At 68.9% G+C, this 21,906-nt stretch carries 16 protein-coding genes; 14 read left to right on the forward strand and 2 right to left on the reverse strand.

Translation table 11 applies throughout. The features are described from left to right. The 12 genes from VHB27_RS00810 to tyrS all read left to right on the forward strand — a co-directional run. The coding region (locus VHB27_RS00810; protein WP_325596705.1) for a glutamate ligase domain-containing protein at positions 1 to 538 on the forward strand (538 nt) is incomplete at its 5' end. After that, on the forward strand, positions 538 to 1,626 hold the full coding sequence (gene mraY, locus VHB27_RS00815) for a phospho-N-acetylmuramoyl-pentapeptide-transferase (protein ID WP_325596708.1): 1,089 nt from the start codon (positions 538 to 540) through the stop codon (positions 1,624 to 1,626). The genes VHB27_RS00810 and mraY, both read left to right, overlap by 1 nt. After that, the gene (murD, locus tag VHB27_RS00820; protein WP_325596710.1) at positions 1,623 to 3,044 is read left to right on the forward strand and encodes a UDP-N-acetylmuramoyl-L-alanine--D-glutamate ligase; all 1,422 of its coding nucleotides are present in this window, start codon (positions 1,623 to 1,625) and stop codon (positions 3,042 to 3,044) included. Before mraY ends, murD begins: the two co-directional genes overlap by 4 nt. Continuing rightward, positions 3,044 to 4,276, forward strand: coding sequence for an FtsW/RodA/SpoVE family cell cycle protein (locus VHB27_RS00825; protein ID WP_325596712.1), 1,233 nt, complete (start codon positions 3,044 to 3,046; stop codon positions 4,274 to 4,276). The genes murD and VHB27_RS00825 overlap by 1 nt, the downstream gene beginning before the upstream one ends. 10 nt (positions 4,277 to 4,286) lie before the next feature. Continuing rightward, positions 4,287 to 5,411: an undecaprenyldiphospho-muramoylpentapeptide beta-N-acetylglucosaminyltransferase gene (murG, locus tag VHB27_RS00830; RefSeq protein WP_325596714.1), complete on the forward strand. Its 1,125-nt coding sequence runs from the start codon at positions 4,287 to 4,289 to the stop codon at positions 5,409 to 5,411. Then, positions 5,408 to 6,838, forward strand: coding sequence for a UDP-N-acetylmuramate--L-alanine ligase (murC, locus tag VHB27_RS00835; RefSeq protein ID WP_325596716.1), 1,431 nt, complete (start codon positions 5,408 to 5,410; stop codon positions 6,836 to 6,838). Before murG ends, murC begins: the two co-directional genes overlap by 4 nt. Further along, on the forward strand, positions 6,835 to 7,773 hold the full coding sequence (murB, locus tag VHB27_RS00840) for a UDP-N-acetylmuramate dehydrogenase (protein WP_325596718.1): 939 nt from the start codon (positions 6,835 to 6,837) through the stop codon (positions 7,771 to 7,773). Before murC ends, murB begins: the two co-directional genes overlap by 4 nt. Beyond that, entirely contained in the window at positions 7,770 to 8,690 is a 921-nt protein-coding gene (locus VHB27_RS00845) for a D-alanine--D-alanine ligase (RefSeq protein WP_325596720.1), read from the forward strand. Before murB ends, VHB27_RS00845 begins: the two co-directional genes overlap by 4 nt. After that, positions 8,678 to 9,574 (forward strand): cell division protein FtsQ/DivIB, encoded by an 897-nt coding sequence (locus tag VHB27_RS00850; RefSeq protein ID WP_325596722.1) that lies wholly within the window; start codon positions 8,678 to 8,680, stop codon positions 9,572 to 9,574. The genes VHB27_RS00845 and VHB27_RS00850 overlap by 13 nt, the downstream gene beginning before the upstream one ends. Positions 9,575 to 9,634: 60 nt before the next feature. Continuing rightward, positions 9,635 to 10,936 (forward strand): cell division protein FtsA, encoded by a 1,302-nt coding sequence (gene ftsA, locus VHB27_RS00855; RefSeq protein ID WP_325596724.1) that lies wholly within the window; start codon positions 9,635 to 9,637, stop codon positions 10,934 to 10,936. A gap of 75 nt (positions 10,937 to 11,011) precedes the next feature. Then, positions 11,012 to 12,637 (forward strand): cell division protein FtsZ, encoded by a 1,626-nt coding sequence (ftsZ, locus tag VHB27_RS00860; protein ID WP_325596726.1) that lies wholly within the window; start codon positions 11,012 to 11,014, stop codon positions 12,635 to 12,637. A gap of 208 nt (positions 12,638 to 12,845) precedes the next feature. Then, complete coding sequence (gene tyrS / locus VHB27_RS00865; protein WP_325596728.1) at positions 12,846 to 14,090, forward strand: tyrosine--tRNA ligase; 1,245 nt, start codon at positions 12,846 to 12,848, stop codon at positions 14,088 to 14,090. A 3-nt stretch (positions 14,091 to 14,093) separates the two neighbouring features. Here the strand turns inward: tyrS and VHB27_RS00870 are convergent, their stop codons facing one another. Next, on the reverse strand, positions 14,094 to 14,810 hold the full coding sequence (locus VHB27_RS00870; RefSeq protein WP_325596730.1) for a pyridoxamine 5'-phosphate oxidase family protein: 717 nt from the start codon (positions 14,808 to 14,810) through the stop codon (positions 14,094 to 14,096). A gap of 118 nt (positions 14,811 to 14,928) precedes the next feature. Then, the gene (locus VHB27_RS00875; protein ID WP_325596732.1) at positions 14,929 to 15,924 is read right to left on the reverse strand and encodes a lysophospholipid acyltransferase family protein; all 996 of its coding nucleotides are present in this window, start codon (positions 15,922 to 15,924) and stop codon (positions 14,929 to 14,931) included. Positions 15,925 to 16,016: 92 nt separating this feature from the next. On the opposite strand from VHB27_RS00875, the gene VHB27_RS00880 reads away from it, so the two are divergent. Then, positions 16,017 to 17,873, forward strand: a complete 1,857-nt coding sequence (locus tag VHB27_RS00880; RefSeq protein WP_325596736.1) for an autotransporter assembly complex protein TamA — start codon at positions 16,017 to 16,019, stop codon at positions 17,871 to 17,873. Then, complete coding sequence (locus VHB27_RS00885; protein ID WP_325596738.1) at positions 17,873 to 21,877, forward strand: translocation/assembly module TamB domain-containing protein; 4,005 nt, start codon at positions 17,873 to 17,875, stop codon at positions 21,875 to 21,877. Before VHB27_RS00880 ends, VHB27_RS00885 begins: the two co-directional genes overlap by 1 nt. The last annotated feature ends 29 nt before the right edge of the window (positions 21,878 to 21,906 follow it).

Here is a 21,906-nt window from a genome sequence, read left to right on the forward strand (position 1 = left end):
GCTGGGCGTGCTGGCCACTGTGGCGGCCATGGGTCTCGACCCGGCGGCGGCGATCGTCGGGCTGGAGCGGTTCGCCCCGCTCGCCGGACGGGGGCTCCGCCGGTCGATGCCGTTCCCCGGCGGCCGGCTTCTGCTGCTGGACGAGAGCTACAATGCCAACGGTGCCTCGATGCGCGCCGCGCTGGACATCCTGCGGCTGCAGCCGGCGCGGCGGCGAATCGCCGTGCTGGGCGACATGCTGGAGCTTGGCGGCGAAGGGCCGGCGGAGCATGCAGGCTTGGCCGATTCGCTTGTCAGCTCTGCCGATCTGCTGTTTGCCTGTGGTCCCCTGATGCGGCATCTGTTCGACGCCGTACCGGCGGCCATGCGTGCCGCCCATGCAGCCAACTCCCTTGAACTGGCGCCCATCGTCGCCGCCGCGGTCGCGGCGGGCGATGCCGTGCTGGTCAAAGGCAGCCTGGGCAGCGGCATGAAGCACGTGGTCCAGGCCATCGACGCCGCCGCGTCAACCGAAACGAGTGCGGCGGGAGCCGGCTGATGCTGTATGTGATCCTCCGGCCTTTCGCCGACCAGTTCATCCTCTTCAACCTGTTCCGCTACATCACGTTCCGAGCGGGCGCGGCCTGCCTGACGGCGCTGCTGGTGGCGTTCCTGCTGGGACCGACGGTGATCGCCTGGCTGAAATCCCTGCAGCCGGCGGGACAGCCCATCCGTGCCGACGGACCGGAGCGGCATTTGGTCGAGAAGAAGGGCACGCCGACGATGGGCGGGCTGCTGATCCTGGGCAGCCTGGCGATCTCCACCCTGCTCTGGGTCGATCTGCGCAACGGCTATGTCTGGGCGGTGCTGTTCGTCACGCTGGGCTATGGCGCGCTGGGGTTCTGGGACGACTTCCAGAAGGTGACCAAGCGCAACCCGCGCGGCGTCTCGGGGAAGACCAAGCTGATCGTGCAGGCGGCGATCGGCCTGGCGGCGGCGATCTGGATCGTCAGCCTGGAGCATGGGCCGCAGGCGACCGCCGTGACCTTCCCGGTGTTCAAGGAAGCCGCGCTGCAACTGGGCCTGGCGTTCCCGATCTTCGGCATGTTCGTGATGATGGGCGCGTCCAACGCGGTGAACCTGACCGACGGTCTGGACGGGCTGGCGATCGTACCGACGATGATCACCGCCGGCGTCTTCACCCTGATCGCCTACCTGGTCGGCAACCGCATCTTCGCCGACTACCTGCAGCTCAATCCCGTGCAGGGCGCGGGCGAACTGGCGGTGTTCTGCTCCTCCTTGATCGGCGCGGGGATGGGGTTCCTGTGGTTCAACGCCCCGCCCGCCAAGGTGTTCATGGGCGATATCGGCGCGCTGGGCCTGGGCGGTGCGCTGGGTGCGGTCGCCATCGTGACCAAGCATGAGATCGTGCTGATGATCGTCGGCGGCCTCTTCGTGGTCGAGACGCTATCGGTGATGATCCAGGTGTTCTGGTTCAAGCGCACCGGCAAGCGCGTCTTCCTGATGGCGCCGCTGCACCACCACTTCGAGAAGAAGGGCTGGGCGGAGCCGACCATCGTCATCCGGTTCTGGATCATCTCGATGATCCTGGCGCTTATCGGCCTGGCGACGTTGAAGATCCGATGAGCACTTTTCCTCCCGACCTGTTCCGCGGAAGGCGCTTCGCCGTGTTGGGACTGGGCAAGAACGGCCTGCCCGCCGCGCACGCGCTGGCGGCCATGGGGGCCGAGGTCGTGGCGTGGGACGACAACGAAAAGGCCCGGGCCGCGTCGACGCCATCTTTTCCATCCGCCCCTCCGTCATGGCCCGGCGCGAAGGGTCTCGGCGCCACCGGTCAGGGAGATGGCCCGGCCAAGCCGGGCCATGGCGGAGGAGAGGACAGCATCACGCTGCGCGATCCCACGGCCGACCCGGGCTTCCGGTTCGATGCCCTGGTGCTGTCGCCCGGCATCCCGCATCGCCTGCCGAACCCCCATCCGGCCGCCGTGCGGGCGCGCGAGGCCGGCGTCCCGATCCTGTCGGACACCGAGTTGCTGTATCGGGCGGTGCGCGGCGCGGGGTCGAAGGCGCGGTTCGCGGGGATCACCGGGACGAACGGCAAGTCCACCACCACCGCCCTGCTGGCGCATATCCTGGTCGAGGCCGGCGTGACCGCCGCGGCCGGTGCGAACCTGGGACCAGCCGCGCTATCCCTGCCACTGCTGCCACAGGATGCTGTGTACGTCCTGGAAATGTCCTCCTACATGTTGGAGCGAATCGACACCCTGCGATTTGATGCCGCGGCGATGCTCAACCTCAGCGCCGACCATCTGGATCGCCATGGCGACATGGCCGGATACGCGTCCGCCAAGCGTGCGATTTTCGCGCGGCAGACCGCGGGCGACCTCGCGGTGATCGGGGTGGACGATGCCGGCTCGCAGGCCATGGCGGACTGGCTGGACACGCGGCCGGCACGCGTGGCGCGGGTGTCCGGCCAGGATCGTCCGCTGGCGCAGGGACCGGCGCTGCCGGGTGCCCATAACGCCCAGAACGCCGCCGCTGCGACCGTCATGGCGCGGTTCTTCGGCGTGTCCGACGACGCCATCGCCGCCGGGCTGCGCAGCTTCCCCGGCCTGCCGCATCGCCAGCAGCGGATCGTCACCGTCGACGGGATCACCTTCGTCAACGACAGCAAGGCAACCAACGCCGACGCCGCCGAACGCGCTTTGGTCTGCTACGACCGGTTGATCTGGATCGCCGGCGGCATGGCCAAGGAAGGCGGGATCGAACCCCTGGTTCCGCTGTTCCCTCGCATCGCCCGCGCCATCCTGATCGGCCGCGACGCCCCGCAATTCGCCGCGACGCTGACCCGCGAAGGCGTGCCCTTCGACATGGTCGGCACCCTGGATGCCGCCGTCCCCGCCGCCTTCGCCGCGGCCAAGGACGCCGACGCTCCGATCGTCCTGCTGTCGCCGGCCTGCGCGAGCTGGGACCAGTTCACCGGCTATGACCAGCGGGGCGACCGGTTCGCCGAGATCGCCCGCTCGCTCGCAGGAGGCGCCTGATGTCCAGCTCCTTCCAGGCACGCCCCTTCGGCGCCGGCCCCAGGGTCAACCGCTCCTCTCGCTCCGCCGGGCGCCCGGCGGAGGAACGTCCGGCCGCGCATGAGCCGGTGGCCGCCCATGCCGAGGCACAGCGCGACAACTCCCTGCTGGGCCGCTGGTGGTGGAGCGTCGACCGGTGGACGATGGGCGCGATCTTCATCCTGATCGGCTTCGGCTACATCATGATGCTGGCGGCCAGTCCGGCGGTGGCGGAGCGGATCGGCACCTCCCGCGACATGTTCATCTTCAAGCAGGTGGCGTTCCTGGCGGTCGCCGCCGGCGTCGTGTTCGCCGTGTCGCTGCTGTCGCCGCGTGACATCCGCCGGCTGGCGATCATCGGCTGCCTGGTCGCGCTGGCGCTGACCGCCGCCACCATGTTCGTCGGCGTGGAGATCAAAGGCGCCCGGCGCTGGATCTCCTTGCCCGGCATGAGCGTGCAGCCCAGCGAGTTCCTCAAGCCGTGCTTTGCCGTGGTCGCCGGCTGGCTGCTGGCCGAGGGCAAGAGGTCGCCGCGCTTCCCCGGCATGATCCTGGCCTGCGGCATCTTCGTCCTGATCCTGCTGCTGCTGAAGTCCCAGCCGGATATCGGGATGCTGGCTGTGGTGACGATGGTGTTCCTCACCCAGCTCTACATTGCCGGCCTGCCGCTCGCCCTGGTCGGGGTGGCGCTGGGCATGTTCGGCGGCGGCGCCGTCGCGGCCTATATGTTCTTTGCGCATGTCCGCTCCCGCGTCACCCGCTTCTGGGACGGCACCGGCGACAACTACCAGGTGAACACCGCGTTGGAGGCGTTCGGCAATGGCGGCCTGTGGGGCCGGGGGCCGGGCGAGGGACGGGTCAAGGACATCCTGCCCGACGCGCACGCCGACTTCGTCTTCGCCGTCGCGGGCGAGGAGTTCGGCATGCTGCTGTGCTGCGTCATCATCGGCATCTTCGCCTTCATCGTGGTGCGCAACCTGCTGAAGCTGCTGAAGGAGCACGACCCGTTCATCATGCTGTCCTGCACCGGCCTGGTCGCCGGGTTCGGCTTGCAGGCTTTCGTCAACATGGCTTCCACCCTGAAGCTGATCCCGACCAAGGGGATGACGCTGCCGTTCATTTCCTATGGCGGGTCCTCGGCCCTGGCGGTCGCCCTGGGCATGGGCATGCTGCTGGCGCTGACCCGCAAGCGCGGTCGGGACGAACCGCGATGAGGGGGCCGCGATGAGAGGCCCTGCCGTGCAGACCATCGTCATTGCCGCCGGCGGCACGGGGGGACATTTCTTTCCCGCCGAAGCGCTGGCCGCCGAACTGCTGTCCCGCGGGCACCGGATCATGCTGATGACCGATGCCCGGTCCGGCGCGATGAAGAGCCAGGTTTTCGCCGGCCAGGAGCAGCATGTGCTGCCGGGTGCCGGCATCGCCGGGCGTGGCGCCTGGCGTGGCGCCAAGGCCGTGGTTGGACTGGCCGCCGGCATCGTCCAAGCGCGGCGGATCATGGCGCGGCAGACCGTCGGTGCCGTTGTCGGCTTCGGCGGGTATCCGTGCGTCGGTCCGATCCTGGGCGCGGGGCTGCTGGCGCGGCGGCCGGCGCTGGTGCTGCACGAGCAGAACGCCGTGCTGGGGCGGGCGAACCGGTTCCTGGCGAAGCGGGTGGACCGGCTGGCGCTGAGCTTCGCGGGAACGGAGCGGGTTCCGGCCACCCAGGCATCCGAGGTCGTCGGCAACCCGGTGCGGCCCGCGATCGCCGCCCTCGCCGCGCTGCCCTATGCCGAACCCACCGACCGCGTCCGCCTGGCCGTCCTGGGCGGATCGCTCGGCGCGCGGGTGTTCAGCGACATCGTGCCGCCGGCGCTGACGGCGCTGCCCGACGCCATCCGCGCCCGCCTGGTCCTGACCCAGCAATGCCGCGCCGAAGACCTGGAGCGGGTCCGTTCGGCCTATGCCGGGGTAGGGATCGAGGCGGAGCTGTCGCCGTTCTTCCCCGATGTCGCCGACCGGTTGGCCGCGGCGCACCTGGTGATCGCGCGCGCCGGCGCCTCCACCGTTTCGGAACTCGCGGTCGCCGGCCGCCCGGCGATCCTGGTGCCGCTGCCGGGTGCGATCGACGACCACCAATCCGCCAATGCCCGCGCGCTGGCGGCGGCCGGAGCGGTGCGGGTGATGGCGCAGCCGGCCTTCACCGCGGGGGCGCTGGCGGAGGCGCTGACCGACCTTCTGTCCTCTCCGGCCGGGTTGTCCGCCATGGCGCGGGCCGCGCGCACGGAGGCCCGTCCCGACGCCGCCGCGCGTCTGGCCGACCTGGTGGAGACGTTGATGAATCGCAACGCCTTGGAGGCGCGGGCATGAGGGCGCTGCCTCTGAGCATCGGCACGATCCATTTCGTCGGCATCGGCGGCATCGGCATGTCCGGCATCGCCGAGGTGCTGCACATGCTGGGCTATACCGTCCAGGGCAGCGATATCTCGGAATCCGCCAATGTCGTTCGCCTGCGGGAATCCGGCATCCCGGTCACCGTCGGCCACGATGCCGCCAACCTGGGCGACGCGCAGGTGGTGGTCGTTTCAACCGCAATCAAGCGCGACAACCCCGAGGTCGCCGCCGCGCGCGCGCGCCTGATCCCGGTGGTGCGGCGGGCGGAGATGCTGGCGGAGCTGATGCGGCTGAAATGGGCGGTGGCGGTCGGCGGGACGCATGGCAAGACCACGACCACCAGCCTGGTCGCCTGCGTGCTGGAAGGCGCCGGCCTGGATCCCACCGTGATCAACGGCGGCATCATCAACGCCTATGGCACCAACACCCGTATGGGCAGCGGCGACTGGATGGTGGTGGAGGCGGACGAGTCCGACGGCTCCTTCCTGCGCCTGCCGGCGGTGATCGCGGTGGTCACCAACATGGACCCGGAGCACCTGGACCACTGGGGCAGTCCCGAGGCGATGCTGGCGGGCTATGATCAGTTCGTTGCCAACATTCCGTTCTATGGCTTCGCGGTGCTGTGCATCGACCATCCCGAGGTGCAGCAGATGATCCCCCGCCTGTCGGATCATCGCATCGTCACCTATGGGTTTTCGCCGCAAGCCGATGTGCGCGCGGAACGCGTCGTGCCGGACAAGAACGGGTCGACCTTCCATGTCACGATCACCGATCGGGCACGCAACCGCTCGAGGTCCATGGGACCGTTCCGGCTGCCGATGCTGGGCGCGCACAACGTGCAGAACGCGCTGGCGGCGATCGCCGTCGCCAACGAGATGGAGGTCGACGACACCACGATCCGCGACGCGTTCCTGGGCTTCAAGGGCGTCAAGCGCCGCTTCACCAAGACCGGGGAAGCGGGCGGCATCACCGTCATCGACGATTACGGCCACCATCCCGTCGAGATCGCCGCGGTGCTGAAGGCCGCTCGGCAGGCCGGCGCGCGCGATGTCGTCGCCGTCGTGCAGCCGCATCGTTTCACCCGACTGCAATCGCTGTTCAACGAGTTCTGCACCTGCATGAACGACGCCGGCACCGTCATCGTCGCCGACGTCTATCCGGCCGGCGAGCAGCCGATCCAGGGCGTCAACCGCGATGCGCTGGTCGAAGGCCTGCGCGCGCGCGGCCATCGCAGCGTCGTGGCGCTGCCGACGCCCGGACACCTGGCGGAGATGGTGAACGCCATCGCCCGCAACGGCGACTTCGTCGTCTGCCTGGGCGCCGGGTCGATCACGCAATGGGCGGCGGCGCTGCCCGGCGAACTGGCGGCGCTGCAGGGCGGACGGCGCGGGGTGCGGTCATGATGGCGGCGCCCGTGACCCCGTCCTTCGTCGAGACGCTGCCGCCGTTGCGGGGGCGCCTGCAGGCCGACGCAAAGCTGGCGCCGTTCACCTGGTTCCGCTGCGGCGGGCCGGCCGAGGTGCTGGCACGTCCGGCCGATGCCGAGGACTTGTCTAGCTTCCTGGCCGCGTTGCCGCACGACGTTCCGGTGCATGTCATCGGCGCCTGTTCCAACCTGATCATCCGCGACGGCGGCCTGCCGGGCGTGACGATCCGGCTGGCGCGGGGCTTTTCCGCGATCAAGGTCGAAGCCGGCGGCGTGACCGCCGGCGCCGCCGCGCTGGATGTGACGGTTTCGGAACATGCCGCCGCGGCGGGACTGACGGGGTTGGAGTTCTTGTCGGGTATTCCCGGCTCGATCGGCGGCGCGGTGGCGATGAACGCCGGCGCCTATGGCGGCGATGTCGCCGGCGTGCTCGACTGGGCCGAGGTCGTCACCCATTCCGGCGAGCGGCGCCGCTTGTCGGCTGCGGAACTTCGTTTCGCCTATCGCCATTCCGCCCTGCCGCCGGGCGCGGTCGTGACCCGCGCGCACCTGCGCGCCCAGCCGGGCGATCCCGGACTGATCGCGCAACGAATGGCCGACATCCGCCAGGCGCGCGAGGCGTCGCAGCCGGTGCGGGCGCGCACCGGCGGGTCCACGTTCCGCAATCCCGACGGCATGAAGGCCTGGGAACTGATCGACGCCGCCGGCTGCCGCGGCCTGACGCGCGGCGGCGCGCAGGTTTCGGAAAAGCACTGCAATTTCCTGATCAATACCGGAACCGCGACGGCCGCCGATATCGAGGGCCTGGGCGAGGAAGTGCGCCGCCGCGTGCTCGCCGCGACTGGCGTGCGGCTGGAATGGGAGATCAAGCGCATCGGCCTGCCCGGGGCAAAGCCGGAGGTGGTATCATGAGCCGCGTCGTCGTCCTGTATGGCGGCATGTCCGCCGAACGCGAAGTCAGCCTGTCGACCGGCGTGCAAGTCATCGCCGCGCTGCGCCAGGCTGGTTTCGACGTCGATTCCATCGATGTCGGGCATGACCTGTCGGCCGTCCTCGCCGCCCTGACGCCCGCGCCGGATGCCGTCTTCAACGCGCTGCACGGGCGCTTCGGCGAAGACGGTGCGATCCAGGGCGTACTCGACTGGATGGGCATCCCGTACACCCATTCCGGCGTGCGGGCCTCGGCGATGGCGATGAACAAGCAGGCCGCCAAGGCGATGTTCGCCTCCGCCGGCCTGCCGATCGCGAAGGGGCGGGCCGTGAGCCTCTCGGAACTGGAGGCCGGGGACCCGCTGCCGCTGCCCTATGTCGTCAAGCCGGTGGGCGAAGGGTCGTCGGTCGGCGTGCAGTTCGTGCGCACCGGCGACAACCGCCGAGCGGAGATCGCGCAAACCTGGTCGTTCGGCCCGACGGCGCTGGTGGAGGAGTACATCCCCGGCCGCGAACTGACGGTGGGCGTGATGGGCGACCGCGCTTTGGCGGTGACGGAAATCCGCGCGGTGGCCGGCTCGTTTTACGACTACGAATCGAAATACGCCGATGGCGGATCGCGCCATATCATTCCGGCGGCGGTGCATCCCGACATCTATGCCCAGGCGATGGAGGTCGCGGTGTCGGCGCATCGCGCGCTGGGCTGCCGGGGCGCGTCCCGCTGCGATTTCCGCTATGACGACACGGCAGGCGAGCCGGGCCGTCTCGTTCTGCTTGAAATCAATACCCAGCCGGGGCTGACGCCGACCTCGCTGCTGCCGGAGCAGGCGGCGCATTGCGGCGTGTCGTTTCCGGAGCTTTGTGCCTGGATGGTGGAGAATGCCGCATGTCGCGTGTGAAGCGCGCCCCGCGGAACTCCCTGATCGACCGGCCCGCGCCGTGGCGTCTGATGCTGCGCCGGCAACGGCGACTGCTGCGGCCCGGTCTTTGGGTCGCAGGCGTCGGCTTCGTCGTGCTGTTCGGCCTCGTGGCGGTGAAGTCCACCGAACCCGGCGGGGCGGCGAACCGGGCCTTGCTGATCCTGCGGGAGCGTCTGGCCACCGTGACCGCCGAGGCGGGCCTGCGCGTGCGGGACGTGGTGATCGAAGGACGCGCCAATACGCCCGAACCTTTGCTGCGCGCGGCGATCGGCGTCTCCAAGGGCGATCCGATCCTTGGCTTCTCGGTCGAGCAGGCTCGTGCACGGATCGAAACATTGTCGTGGGTCGAGCATGCGACGGTGGAGCGACGCCTTCCAGGCACGGTCGTGGTCTATCTGCAGGAGCGGCGGCCGTTCGCGATCTGGCAGAACCACGGGAAGTTCCAACTGGTGGACCGGCAGGGGCAGGTGGTCAACCAGGACGTCTCCCAGTTCAAGAACCTGCCGCTGATCGTCGGCGTGGGTGCGCCGGAAGCCGCCGCGACCCTGCTGGACGCGCTGACCGACCGGCCGGCACTGGCCGAGAAAGTCGTGGCTGCCGTGCGGGTCGGCCAGCGGCGGTGGAACTTGCGTATGCGTAACGGAATGGACGTGCTGCTGCCCGAAGGGCACGAGGTCGCGGCGATCGACCGGCTGGTCCAACTGGACCAGACCCACCAGCTTCTGGAACGGCCGCTGGCGGCGATCGACCTGCGGCTGCCGGACCGACTGGTGATACGACCCAGGGAAGATGCGACCGCCGACGCGCCGAACCAGCCCGGCGCGAAAGGCTCGCAGGCCTCGACTGCGAAGAAACCGACATGATGTCCCGGTCCATCCATACTGGGGCCGCAATGACCCAACCCCCGGCTCAGGACAACGCGCATGGCCGATAACCCACGACGCATCCTGCCGCCCACCGAGACCGTGCCGCCGGAACCGGAGCCGATCCGCCATCACCGGGCCGGCCCGTTCGGCGTGCTGGACATCGGCACGACCAAGGTCGCCTGCATCATCGGGCGCGTCGAAACCGACGGCTCGCTGCGGGTCCTTGGCTTCGGCTGGCAGAAGGGCCGGGGCACCAACGGCGGCGACATCACCGACCTGGAAGCGGCAGAGAAAGCGATCCGCACCTGCGTGGGCCAGGCCGAGGACATGGCCGATATACGCTTGCGCTCCATCACGGTGAACCTGAGCTGCGGCCATCCAGAATCCCGGTTGTTCAATCTGCAATGGCAGGTGGGCGGCCGAGCGGTGAACGAGAATGACGTTCGGGTGGTGGTGCATGAGGGACGGCGGCGGGCGGCTGTCGACGGACGCGAACCGATCCACGTCCTGCCTTTGAATTTCGCCGTCGACGCCACGGACCAGGTGGTCGATCCGCGCGGGCTGTTCTGCTCGAACCTGAACGCGCGGCTGCATATCATCGACACCACCGCGACGTCGCTGCGCAGCCTCGAAGCCTGCGTCATGCGCTGCGACCTCGAGATCGAGGACATCGTCTCGGCGCCGCTCGCCGCCGGTTTGTCGAGCCTGGTGCCGGAAGAACGCGAGCTTGGCGCCACCGTCATCGACATGGGCGGCGGCACGACCAGCATGGCGGTCTATGCCGAGAAGCAGATGCTGCACACCGCGCATCTGCCGCTGGGCGGGCTGCACGTCACCAAGGACCTCGCGATCGGCCTGTCCACGACCCTGGCGCATGCGGAACGGCTGAAGACCCTGTTCGGAAATGTCGAGGCCAGCCCTGACGACGATCGGGAATTGCTGCCCGTCCCGCTGGTCGGCGAAGAAGACCACCACCTGGCGAAAGTGCCGCGCAGCATGGTGGTGAACATAATCCGTCCTCGTATCGAGGAGACATTCGAATGCATCAAGGATCGTCTCGATACCGCCGGCCTGGGGAGAGCGGCGGGAAATCGCGTGGTGCTGACAGGCGGTGCCAGCCTCCTGCCCGGCGTGCGCGAACTTGCCGCTCGGATGCTCAGCCGTCAGGTGCGGATCGGGCGCCCGATGGCGTTGCGCGGCTTGCCGGAACTCGCACAGGGGCCGGCGTTTTCGGTGGCGGCCGGCCTGCTGGCCTGGGCCGCCGGCGATGGCCGCGGGTTTCACGACATGGACTTGGAAGAAGAGCTGCCGTCGGGGCTGTTCCGGCGACTGGTCAATTTTTTGAAGGAACGTGTCTGACCCCGGCGCGAATCGAGAACTTTATCGTATCACTCCATCAGATAGGCGGCCCGTAAATCGGGGGGAGAGAGCAAAATGACCCTGAACCTGACCATCCCACAGATGAACCACACCGACTTCTCGCCCCGCATCACCGTGATCGGCGTTGGCGGCGGTGGCACGAACGCAGTCGACAACATGATCGCGGCCAATCTGCAGGGCGTTGATTTCGTTGTCGCCAATACCGATGCGCAGCAGTTGATGCACAGCCGGGCGGATCGGCGCATCCAGCTTGGTCCGCATATCACGCAGGGCCTGGGCGCGGGCGCGAAGCCCGAGATCGGCAAGGCGGCGGCCGAGGAAGCGTCGGACGAATTGTATCGGCACCTGGACGGCTCCCACATGGTGTTCATCACCGCGGGCATGGGCGGCGGCACCGGAACGGGCGCGGCGCCGGTCATCGCCCGGATGGCGAAGGAGCGTAACATCCTGACGGTTGGAGTCGTGACGAAACCATTCGGCTTCGAGGGCGCGCGCCGCGGCCGCGCAGCCGACCAGGGGATCGAGGAGCTCCAGCAATACGTCGATACGCTGATCGTGATCCCGAACCAGAACCTGTTCCGGATGGCGAACGAACGCACCACCTGGCGCGATGCGTTCAAGATGGCCGACCAGGTGCTGTACATGGGCGTGCGCGGCGTCACCGACCTGATGATGGTGCATGGGCTGGTGAACCTCGACTTCGCCGACATCCGCACGGTAATGGCGGAGATGGGCAAGGCGATGATGGGCACCGGCGAGGCCGAGGGTGAGAACCGCGCCATCCGCGCCGCGGAGGCCGCGATCAACAACCCGCTGCTGGAAGACACGTCGATGTCCGGCGCGCGCGGCCTGCTGATCAACATCACCGGCGGCGACGACCTGACGCTGTTCGAGGTCGATGAGGCGGCGAACCGCATCCGCCAGGAAGTGGACGAGGAAGCGAACGTCATCTTCGGCTCCGCCGTCGATGAAACCTTGTCCGGCCGCATCCGCGTGTCTGTCGTTGCGACCGGTATCGATTCGCAGAAGCTCGTCGAGCAGGCGCGTCCGAAGCTGGTCGCCATGGGCGGTGGCGGCGGAGCGGCGCCGGCGCCGCAGCCGATCGTGATGCGCGGCGGCCCGGCGCCGGCCGCCGTGGTCGCGCCGGCCCAGCAACAGCCCAGCGCGGTGATCTCGGCGTTCCGCCAAGTCTCGGCGCCTTCGCAGGCCGCACCGCATGCGATGCAGGCGGAATCGGCGGTCGAACCGATGGCCGGGGCCGAACATCTCGAGGCGCAACCGATGACCGCGCCGCCGCGCGGGCCGGGGCGTCAACCCCAGGCCCCCGCAGGCGGACCCACTGCGGTTCACACCGGAACCCCCGCCCTGGCGCCGGTCCAGGCAGTCCATCCGGCCCAGGCCTCGCGTCCCGGTCTGTTCGCCGAACCGCCGCGTGCCCCCGCGCAGCCCGGATACGCGCCGGAGCCGCGGCCCAGCCTGTTCACGCAGATGACCGGGGCGTTCCGCCGCCGGCCGTCCGGCGTCGCCGCGCCGATGCCGGCGGACCCGCAAGCCCAGCCGGTCCGGCAGGAGCCGGCGGCCAACCAGTCGGACCTGCGGGTGGCGGTGCGGCAGACTTCGGCAGCCGAGGAAGCCCTGGAAATCCCGGCCTTCCTGCGCCGGCAGCAATCGACCCACTGACGATCGCGGGCAGCGGCCGGGTCCAACTCCCGGCCCCACCCCGTCATCGCCCGGCCGGACCGGGCGATCTCCTCCCCCGGGGCACGAAACGGCCTGGCCGACCGGCACCACGACGAGGGTTTCCAGTCGGCTTGAAGCCAGTCTAAAAGCCGTCATTCCGCGACTGCCCGCGCCGCTTGGCGGGCATTGCCAATGACAGGCTGTGTTCATGACGACGTCTGACTTCCTCCGCGAAGCCACCGAACGGGGCTTCATCTTCCAGTGCACGGATACCGAGGCGCTGGCGCAGTCGATGCGGACCGCACCGGCGACGGCCTATATCGGGTTCGACTGCACCGCCGACAGCCTGCATGTCGGCAGCCTCGTGCAGATCATGATCCTGCGGCTGCTGCAGAAGCACGGGCACAAGCCGCTGGTGCTGCTGGGCGGGGGAACCACGCGGATCGGCGATCCGTCCGGCAAGGACGAATCCCGCCAACTGCTGACGGATGAAACGATCGCCGCCAACATGGCCGGCATCCGCCGCTGCTTCACGCCGTTCATCCGCTTCGGCGACGGCCCGTCGGATGCGATCCTCGCCAACAACGCCGACTGGCTCGACACGCTGGGATACATCCCGCTGCTGCGGGAAATCGGGCCGCATTTCACCATCAACCGCATGCTGACCTTCGATTCCGTCCGCCTGCGGCTGGAGCGGGAACAGCCGCTGACCTTCCTCGAATTCAACTACATGATCCTGCAGAGCTACGACTTCCGGGAACTCGGCCGGCGGTACGGCGTCACGCTGCAGATCGGCGGGTCGGACCAGTGGGGCAACATCATCGCCGGGATCGAACTGACGCGGCGCACCGACGCGCGCGCCGTGTTCGGGCTGACGACCCCGCTGATCACCACCGCGTCCGGCGCCAAGATGGGCAAGACGGCCCAGGGGGCGATCTGGCTGACCGCCGACCGGCTGTCGGCCTATGACTACTGGCAGTTCTGGCGCAACACGGAAGACGCCGATGTCGGCCGCTTCCTGCGTCTGTTCACCGACCTTCCGCTGCCCGAGATCGTCCGGCTGGAGGCGCTGGCGGGTGCCGAGATCAACGAAGCGAAGAAAATCCTGGCCACCGAGGCCACCAGCCTGGCGCACGGCCGCGATGCCGCCGAACGGGCCGCCGACACGGCTCGCCGCGCGTTCGAAGAAGGGGAGGCGGCCGACACGCTGCCCAGCGTCACCGTCCCCGCCGCCGAACTGGACGCCGGAATCCCGGCGTTCCGGCTGTTCGCGCTGGCCGGGCTTGCCGCTTCCAACGGCGAGGCCCGCCGGCTGATCCGCGGCGGCGGGGCACGGGTGAACGACCAGGCGGTGGCCGACGAGGCGATGATGATCGCCGCGCCCCTGCTGCGGGACGGGGCGATCAAGCTGTCGGCGGGGCGCAAGCAGCATCGGCTGGTGCGGCCCGCTTAGTCCTCAATCCTCGTATTGGCGGGCCGCTTCCAGCAGCACGTCATCCAGCGTCCGGCCGGTTCGGTAGCCGCGCATGCCCTCCGGCATCGTCGCGTCCGGGTGCTGGCGGGGGCATTCCTCCATCTCGCCCACGACCTGGCGGACGGGGTAGCGGGCAGCCCAGATCGGCAGGGCGTAGTCTTCCTCCTCGTCCCCGACATGGGTGTCGCGGATTTTCGCCGAAGCCTGCTCGATCTCCATCACCACGAAGCTTGTCGCCTTGATCTCCTGTGCCGAGGGCGGGCGCAGCAGGGCGGAGCGACCGGGGAAGAACCGGTCGACGAAGCCGTCCATGGCGCGCAGCTTCTCCGCCTCGCCTTCGACCAGGCGGGCCGTGCCATAGGCCATGACGGAGCGGTAGTTGACCGAGTGGTGGAAGCCGCTGCGGGCCAGCACGATCGCGTCCAGATGCGTCACCGTCACGCAGACCGGCACGCCGGGCGACTGGAAGCGGATCATCCGGCTGGCGGAAGAGCCGTGCCAGTACAGATGCTCGCCTTCGCGCCAGAAGCCGGTCGGGGTGCAGAAGGGCTGCCCGTCCATGACATAGGCGATATGGGCCACCATGGCCGCGTCCAGGATCTCATGGACCGTCTTCTTGTCATAGAAGCCGCGCTGGTAGCGGCGGACGACCTTGTTGCGCTTGGTGACGGGATAGGCGGGGTCCACCGTGTCGTTCATGGCATGCTGTCCTGGGGTGCTATGTGACCGCAGGATGACCAATTCGGGCGGCGGGATACAGAGCCAATTGGTCCGGCCAACCTCGCTCCAATTGCCCTGAAGTGCCGGTCCAATCCGGTCAGGCGAACACGGGTCCCGAGGATGCCAGGTCGGGGCCGGGGTTGGCGGCGGCGTCCAACGGCTGGGCCGGCCGGTTCTGGCGCAGGGTGGAGGCGCCGTCGGCGACGATCTTCCACACTGCGTGCGACAGCGCTTTCCGGTCCGGGAACAGCGCAGGATCGACCGGCGCGTGCAGCAGCACCGTCGCCCGCAGCCCGATATGCTGCGTCAGCCGCCAGAAATGCGACGCGATGTCCATGTTCCCGTACCAGGCGAAGACCGGCCGGCTCGCGCGGCCGGCCGGCAGGCCGCCCAGGCGGTCATAGACGACCGAGACCGGCTGGATGATCGGCAGCGTCGACGGATCGGCATGCCCGCGCGGTTCTGCCAGCGCGAAGAACGAGGTCCGGAACGGCAGCACGCGCGACCCGTCCGAACTGGTGCCCTCCGGGAACAGGATCAGCTTGTCGCCGCCGTGCAGGCGCGCCAGCATATCGTCGCGTTCCCGCCCCGTGGCGACCCGGCTGCGGGAGACGAACACGGTGCGGCCGAGCCTGGCGATCACACCGACGAGGGGCCAGCGCGCGACATCCGCCTTGGAAACGAAACATCCGTCCAGCACGCCGCCCGTGACCGGGATGTCGACCCAGGAGGAGTGATTCGACACGTAAATGACCGGTCGGCCATCCTTGGGGGCGGCACGCTTGCCGATGACCCGCACCTCGATGCCGATCAGCCGCGCGAATACGGCCCAATAAGTGCGCGCGAAGGTCACTTTTGCCTGACCGGGCAACAGCAGGCAGACGGCCTGGATCAGGAGCGAGGGCAAAGTCCAGGCCAAAACCGCCAATGCGCGGCGCGCGACGCGGACACGGCGCGCCACGAGCCAGCCTTCACGGCCCTGTGGCAGTTGGAGAAGGAATCCTGGATGATGGTCCGGATCGGGCAGCAGGGCCGGCCGGCGTCCAAGACGGCCCCCACGCTTCGCTCGTTCGGCCTTCGATGTGTCCAGCATGACGTTATCGGATACATCCAAACACTGCCGCGGAACAGTGGCGCAACCGTGACCGTTGAGAGACGGTTGTTGGGACAAAACCTAGAGAATCGATGCGCTACGCTGAACTGCCTTTCCGTCCTGACAACATTCGCCTGATCGCGTTCGCGGTTATGCTTCTGGGTGGTGTCATTCCGGCGAAACAAGGACGGGCAGCCGATCCGCAGCCGTATACAGTGACGGTGAAGCCCACCGGGAACAGCGCATTGGATTCGGCGCTGACCGGCAGCTCCACCCTGATCTCGCTGCGGGAATCGGCGCCGGTCGCCGGCTTCGCGCTGGTGCAGCGCGCGCTGCAGGACGAACAGCGCTTCACCACGGCGCTGCAAAGCTATGGTTACTACAAGGCGACGATCCGGGTGATGATCGACAACCACCCGGTGGACGACCCGACCCTGCCGACGCTGATCGAGGACGCGCCGGCGAATCCCCCGGTGCCGGTGGTGGTGTCCTTCGATCTGGGGCCGCAATTCATCCTGGGGAAAGTGTCGATCGAAGGGACCGTGCCGCCCGACGTGCCGGGGCACCTGCAGATCAAGACCGGCGACCCCGCGGAGGCGGCGCCGGTCTTGATGGCGCAGGGGCGGCTTCTGGATGCGTTGAAGCGGGACGGCTATCCGCTGGCCAAGGTGCCGACGCCGATCGCCATCCTGCACCCGGACCGCAACCAGTTGGACGTCACCTTCCATCCCGATGCGGGACCGCAGGCGGATATCGGACCGATCACGTTGACCGGATTGAAGGACATGCATGAGTCCTTTGTCCGCAAGCGCCTGCTGCTGCACCAGGGCGAGCGGTACAACCCGGACACGATCGAGAAGGCCCGTGCCGACCTGTCCTCGCTGGGCGTGTTTTCGGTGGTCCGGGTGGAAACGCCCGACCATCTGGACCCGCAAGGGCAGATCCCCGTGACGTTCGACTTCACGGAACGGCCGCTGCATGCGGTGGATTTCGGGGTGTCCTATTCGACCGACCTCGGCATCGGGTTGTCCGCCGGATGGCACGACCGCAACCTGTTCGGCAACGGCGAGCAGTTGAACCTGACGGCGATGAACCAGCTAGGCGGCAATGCGGTCACCAAGCCAGGCTACCAGTTCGGCGCGCAGTTCCTGAAACCCGATTTCCTGGCGCGCGACCAGACGCTGGAAGTGGACCTGACCGCGGTGAAGCAAAGCCTGCAGGCCTATGACCAGACGGCGCTGATCGAGAAGCTGGCGCTGAACCGCAAGCTGAGCGAGCACTGGACCGCCAGCCTGGGCATCCTGGGCGAGCAGGAGTCGATCCTCCAGGAAGACGTGAGGCGGACCTATAACCTCGTCGGCCTGCCCGCGACGCTGCGCTTCGACGACACCAACAGCCTGCTGGAGCCGACGCGGGGAATCCGAGCGGCCCTGTCCGTGACGCCGATGCAGTCGCTGGGGCAGCCGGACGCCACGTTCTTCATCACCCAGCTCACCGGCTCGACCTATCTCGACCTGTCCGGCAACGGGCGCAGCGTGCTGGCGCTGCGCGGGCTGGTGGGCAAGGTCCTGGGCGCGGGCGTGTTCAGCCTGCCGCCGGACCAGCGCTTCTATGCCGGCGGCAGCGGCACCGTACGCGGCTATCGCTACCAGACCTTGGGGCCGCAATTCCCGGACGGCAATCCGACGGGCGGCACCGCGATCTCGACCGGAACGGTCGAGTTCCGGCAGCGTTTCCTGGAGAGCTTCGGCGTCGTGGGATTTTTGGACGTGGGCCAGGTAAGCGCGTCAGGGTCGCCATTCTCCAGCCAGTGGCATGCCGGTGCCGGCGTCGGCGCACGATACTACACGTCGATCGGACCCATCCGCCTCGATGTCGCCGTGCCGCTGAACAAGGAACCGGGCGGCGATTCGTTCGAACTGTATATCGGCATCGGAGAGGCGTTCTGATGCGCCGGGCGGCCAAATGGATCGGCATCGTCGTACTGGTCCTCCTCGGCCTGCCCGTCCTCGCGGTCGCCGCCGCGCTTGGCCTGGCGAACATCGACTACGGCCGGCACCTGATCGAGCGTGAAACCGCCAGCCTGACCGGCGGCATGGTGCGGATCGAGGGGCTGGCGGGCCGCTTCCCCGACGCCTTGCGGATCGGCCGGATCGACGTGGCCGATGCCAAGGGCGTCTATGTCTCCGTGACCGGCCTGGCGCTGGATTGGTCTCCTTTGAAACTGCTGAATAGCGTCGTTTCGGTAGACCAATTGGCGGCAAAGACGATCACGGTCAGCCGGCTCCCGGTCTCGGAAAGCAAGACGACATCCAGCAGCGGGTCGTTTTCCCTGCCGGTCCGGATCGACCTCGCGAAGCTGGAGGTCGACAAGGCGACGATCGAAGCCCCGGTCGTCGGCACGCGGGCGGAGCTGGCGCTGAACGGGTCCGGCCAACTGCGGACCTTGACCGAGGGCACGGTCCATCTCGACGTCAAGCGCCTGGACCAGCCGGGGACGTATCGTGCCGACGCGGACGTGACCAGCGCCGGCGTCACCGCCAGCGTGACGGCGCAGGAGCCGCCGAAGGGGCTGATCGCCACGATCGGCCAGCTGCCTGACCTGGGTGCGGTGTCGATCCGGGCCGACGTCAAGGGACCGATGGACGCGCTGGGGACGAAGGTCGCCATCTCGGCCGGTCCGCTGACGGCCGATGCCAGCGGTACCGTGGACACGGTACACCAGGCCGCGAATCTGACACTGCACGCCCAGGCGCCGGCGATGCAGCCGGCCCCGGACATCGGCTGGCAGCGCGTGCTGGTCGACGCCCATGTCCAGGGACCGTTCACCAGGCCGGACGCCACGGGGACGATCCGGCTGGACGCGCTGTCCGCCCCCGGCACGACGATCGGCGCCCTGACTGCCGACGTGAAAGGCAACCAGGGCCACGTCGAGCTGCACGCCACGATCAACGACCTGCATGTTCCCGGCCCGAAGCCCGACCTGCTGTCGGCCTCGCCGGTCGTGGTGGATGCCGCGGTGACGCTCGACACGCCTGACCGGCCGGCGACGTTCCACGTGGCGCACAAGCTGATCGACCTGGTCGGCACGGCGAAGCTGGGGACGGCGCAGAGCGTGCAGGCCCACCTGACCCTGCCCGACCTGGCGCCCCTGGCGCAGGCCGGCGGCGCCGATGTCCAGGGCCATGCCGCGCTGGACCTGGCGGCGACGCATGACGGCGACACCTCGACCGCGTCGGTCAAGGGCATCGTGGCGATCAGCGGGGGCATGGCGCCCGTGCCGGCGCTGATCGGCGACAATGGGACCATCGACCTGGCGGCGAAGATGCACGGCCAGGACATCACCCTGAGCAACCTGGCGGTCACCGGGAAATCCGTCGCGCTCGGCGCCAAGGGGACCGTGACGCAGCAGGCGATCAACCTGGACTGGTCCGCTTCCTTGAAAGACCTGGCGGCGGTCCAGCCGAACCTCGCGGGTTCGGTCGACGCCACGGGCCACGCCCAGGGCAGCCCTTCCGACCTGGCGGTGCATGCGGACGTCACGACGAACGTGACGGCACAAGGGTATCACTCCGGTCAGGTGGTCGCGCACATCGATGCCACGGGACTGCCGTCCGCGCCCAAGGCGCAAGTGACGGCGGACGGGACGCTGCTCGATTCGCCGCTGTCCGTCGCGCTGACGGCGGAACGGGCCGCCGACGGGACGCTGCATGCCGACCTGAGCAACCTGTCGTGGAAATCGCTGCAAGGGGGCGGGACGGCGGCGATGGCGCCGTCGGCCAAGCTGCCGACCGGGGACCTGCATCTGACCTTCGCGCGCCTGGCCGACCTGGAACCCCTGTTGGGCCGCAAGCTGACGGGGGCGGCGGACGTCAAGCTGAACGCCGACGCCCAGGCCGCGCGGCTCGCGCTGCGCCTGTCGGATGTGGCGGTTCCCGGCACCGCGGCGCTGCAGAAACTGGCGTTGGACGGGACCGTCACCGGCCTGGCGAACAGCCCGGTGATCGATGCCACGATGACGGCCGACGGCATCAGCGCGTCGTCGGTGCACGGCGCCACGGCGCAGGTCACGGCGAAAGGGCCGCTGACCGCAATCGAGACGGCGATCACCGCCCAGGCCCCGGATGTCGCCGGCGGCCCTGTCCGCCTGGCCACCAACGCGACGGTGGATGCGCAAAACCAGGCGGTGGCGCTCGCGAAGCTGGACGCCGCCTGGAAGGACCAGACCCTGCGCCTGCTTGCCCCTGCGCGGATCGCCTTCGCCGACGGAGTGTCGATCGACAGGCTGCGCCTGGGCTTCCGGCAGGCCGAGCTGATGGTGTCGGGAAAGGCGGGCAGCACGCTGGACCTGACGGCGAGCCTGCGCAACCTGCCGGCCGACGTGGGGGCGATCGTCGATCCGTCCTTGGCCGCCGACGGCACGATCGCGGCGGATGTCCGGCTGACCGGGACGTCGTCCCGTCCTGAAGGCACCGTCAAGCTGACGGCGCACCGGGTGCACATGCGGCAAGGCACCGGACAGGCGCTGCCACCCGCCAACCTTGACGCGAACCTGACGCTGCAGGGCACGTCCGCCCTTGTCGACACGCGCCTGACCGCCGGGCAGACCCGCGTGACGGTGACGGGCACCGCGCCGCTGTCGGCGACCGGGCCGCTCAACCTGCGCACCAATGCGCGCCTGGACCTGGCGATGCTGGACCCGATCCTGACCGCCGAAGGGCGCCGGGCACGGGGCGTGGTGACGGTGAACGCGACGGTGACCGGGACGGCAACCGCGCCGCGGGCCAACGGCACAGTCGCGTTGCGAAACGGCGACGTGGTCGATTACACGCTAGGCGCCCATGTGTCGGACCTGACAGCGCTGATCGAAGCCGATGGCGACACGATCCGCCTGTCCCGCTTCTCCGGCAAGGCGGGCCCGGGGACGCTGGGGGGCAGCGGCACGATCAGTCTCGCCGGCGCGATGCCGGTCGATCTTCATTTCACCGCCAACAACGCGCGCCCACTGGCCAGCGACCTGCTGACGGCGCTGATCAACGCGGACCTGACCGTGCGCGGCGACGTGAAAGGCAACCTGGAGGCGGCCGGGACGCTGACGGTGCTGCACGCGGATATCCGGATACCCGACAAGCTGCCGCCGTCGATCGCGGTGCTGCCGGTGCGTGACGCCAACGCGCCGCCGCCGAAGCCGGCGCCGCCCGCGCCTCCGTCCTCGATCGGACTGAACCTGACGCTCTCGGCGCCGGAGCAGGTCTTCGTGCGCGGGCGTGGACTGGACGCGGAATTGGGCGGCACGATCCATATCCGTGGGACCGCCACGGACCCCCAGCCTGATGGCGGGCTGCACCTGCGGCACGGGACGATGTCGATCATCGGCACGACGCTGAACTTCACCAAGGGCACGGTGTCCTTCACCGGTGCCGGCATCTCCGACCCGTCGATCCTGTTCGTTGCATCCTCGACCACCGCCACGATCACCGCGACGCTGACGGTCAGCGGCAGCGCGAAGAACCCCAAGATCACCCTGAGCAGCACGCCCGACATGCCGCAGGACGAGATCCTGGCACAGCTTCTGTTCGGAACCAGCACGTCCAAGCTGTCGCCGTTCCAGTTGGCGGAGATCGCCTCGGCGCTGGCGAGCCTGTCGGGTGCGTCGGGCGGCTTCGATCCGCTCAACAGCGTGCGCAACACGCTCGGGCTGGACCGCCTGTCGGTCGGCAGCGGCTCTTCCGGCAACCCGACGGTGGAGGCGGGGCGCTACGTTGCCCGCGGGGTGTATGTCGGCGCCAAGCAGGGCACGTCGGGCGGCGGTCCGCAGGCGACGGTGCAGGTGGACCTGGCGAAGGGGCTGAAGCTGGAGGCGACCGCCGGGTCCGGCCAGAGCACCGCGACAGGCGCTGGCCAGGGCACCGACGCGGCGAGCGTAGGGGTGACGTACCAGTTCGAATACTGACGTCCGCCGGATCGTAACGTTGGGTCCGA

The sequence above is a fragment of the Rhodopila sp. genome, assembly GCF_035548235.1.
Classification (GTDB): Bacteria; Pseudomonadota; Alphaproteobacteria; order Acetobacterales; family Acetobacteraceae; genus Rhodopila.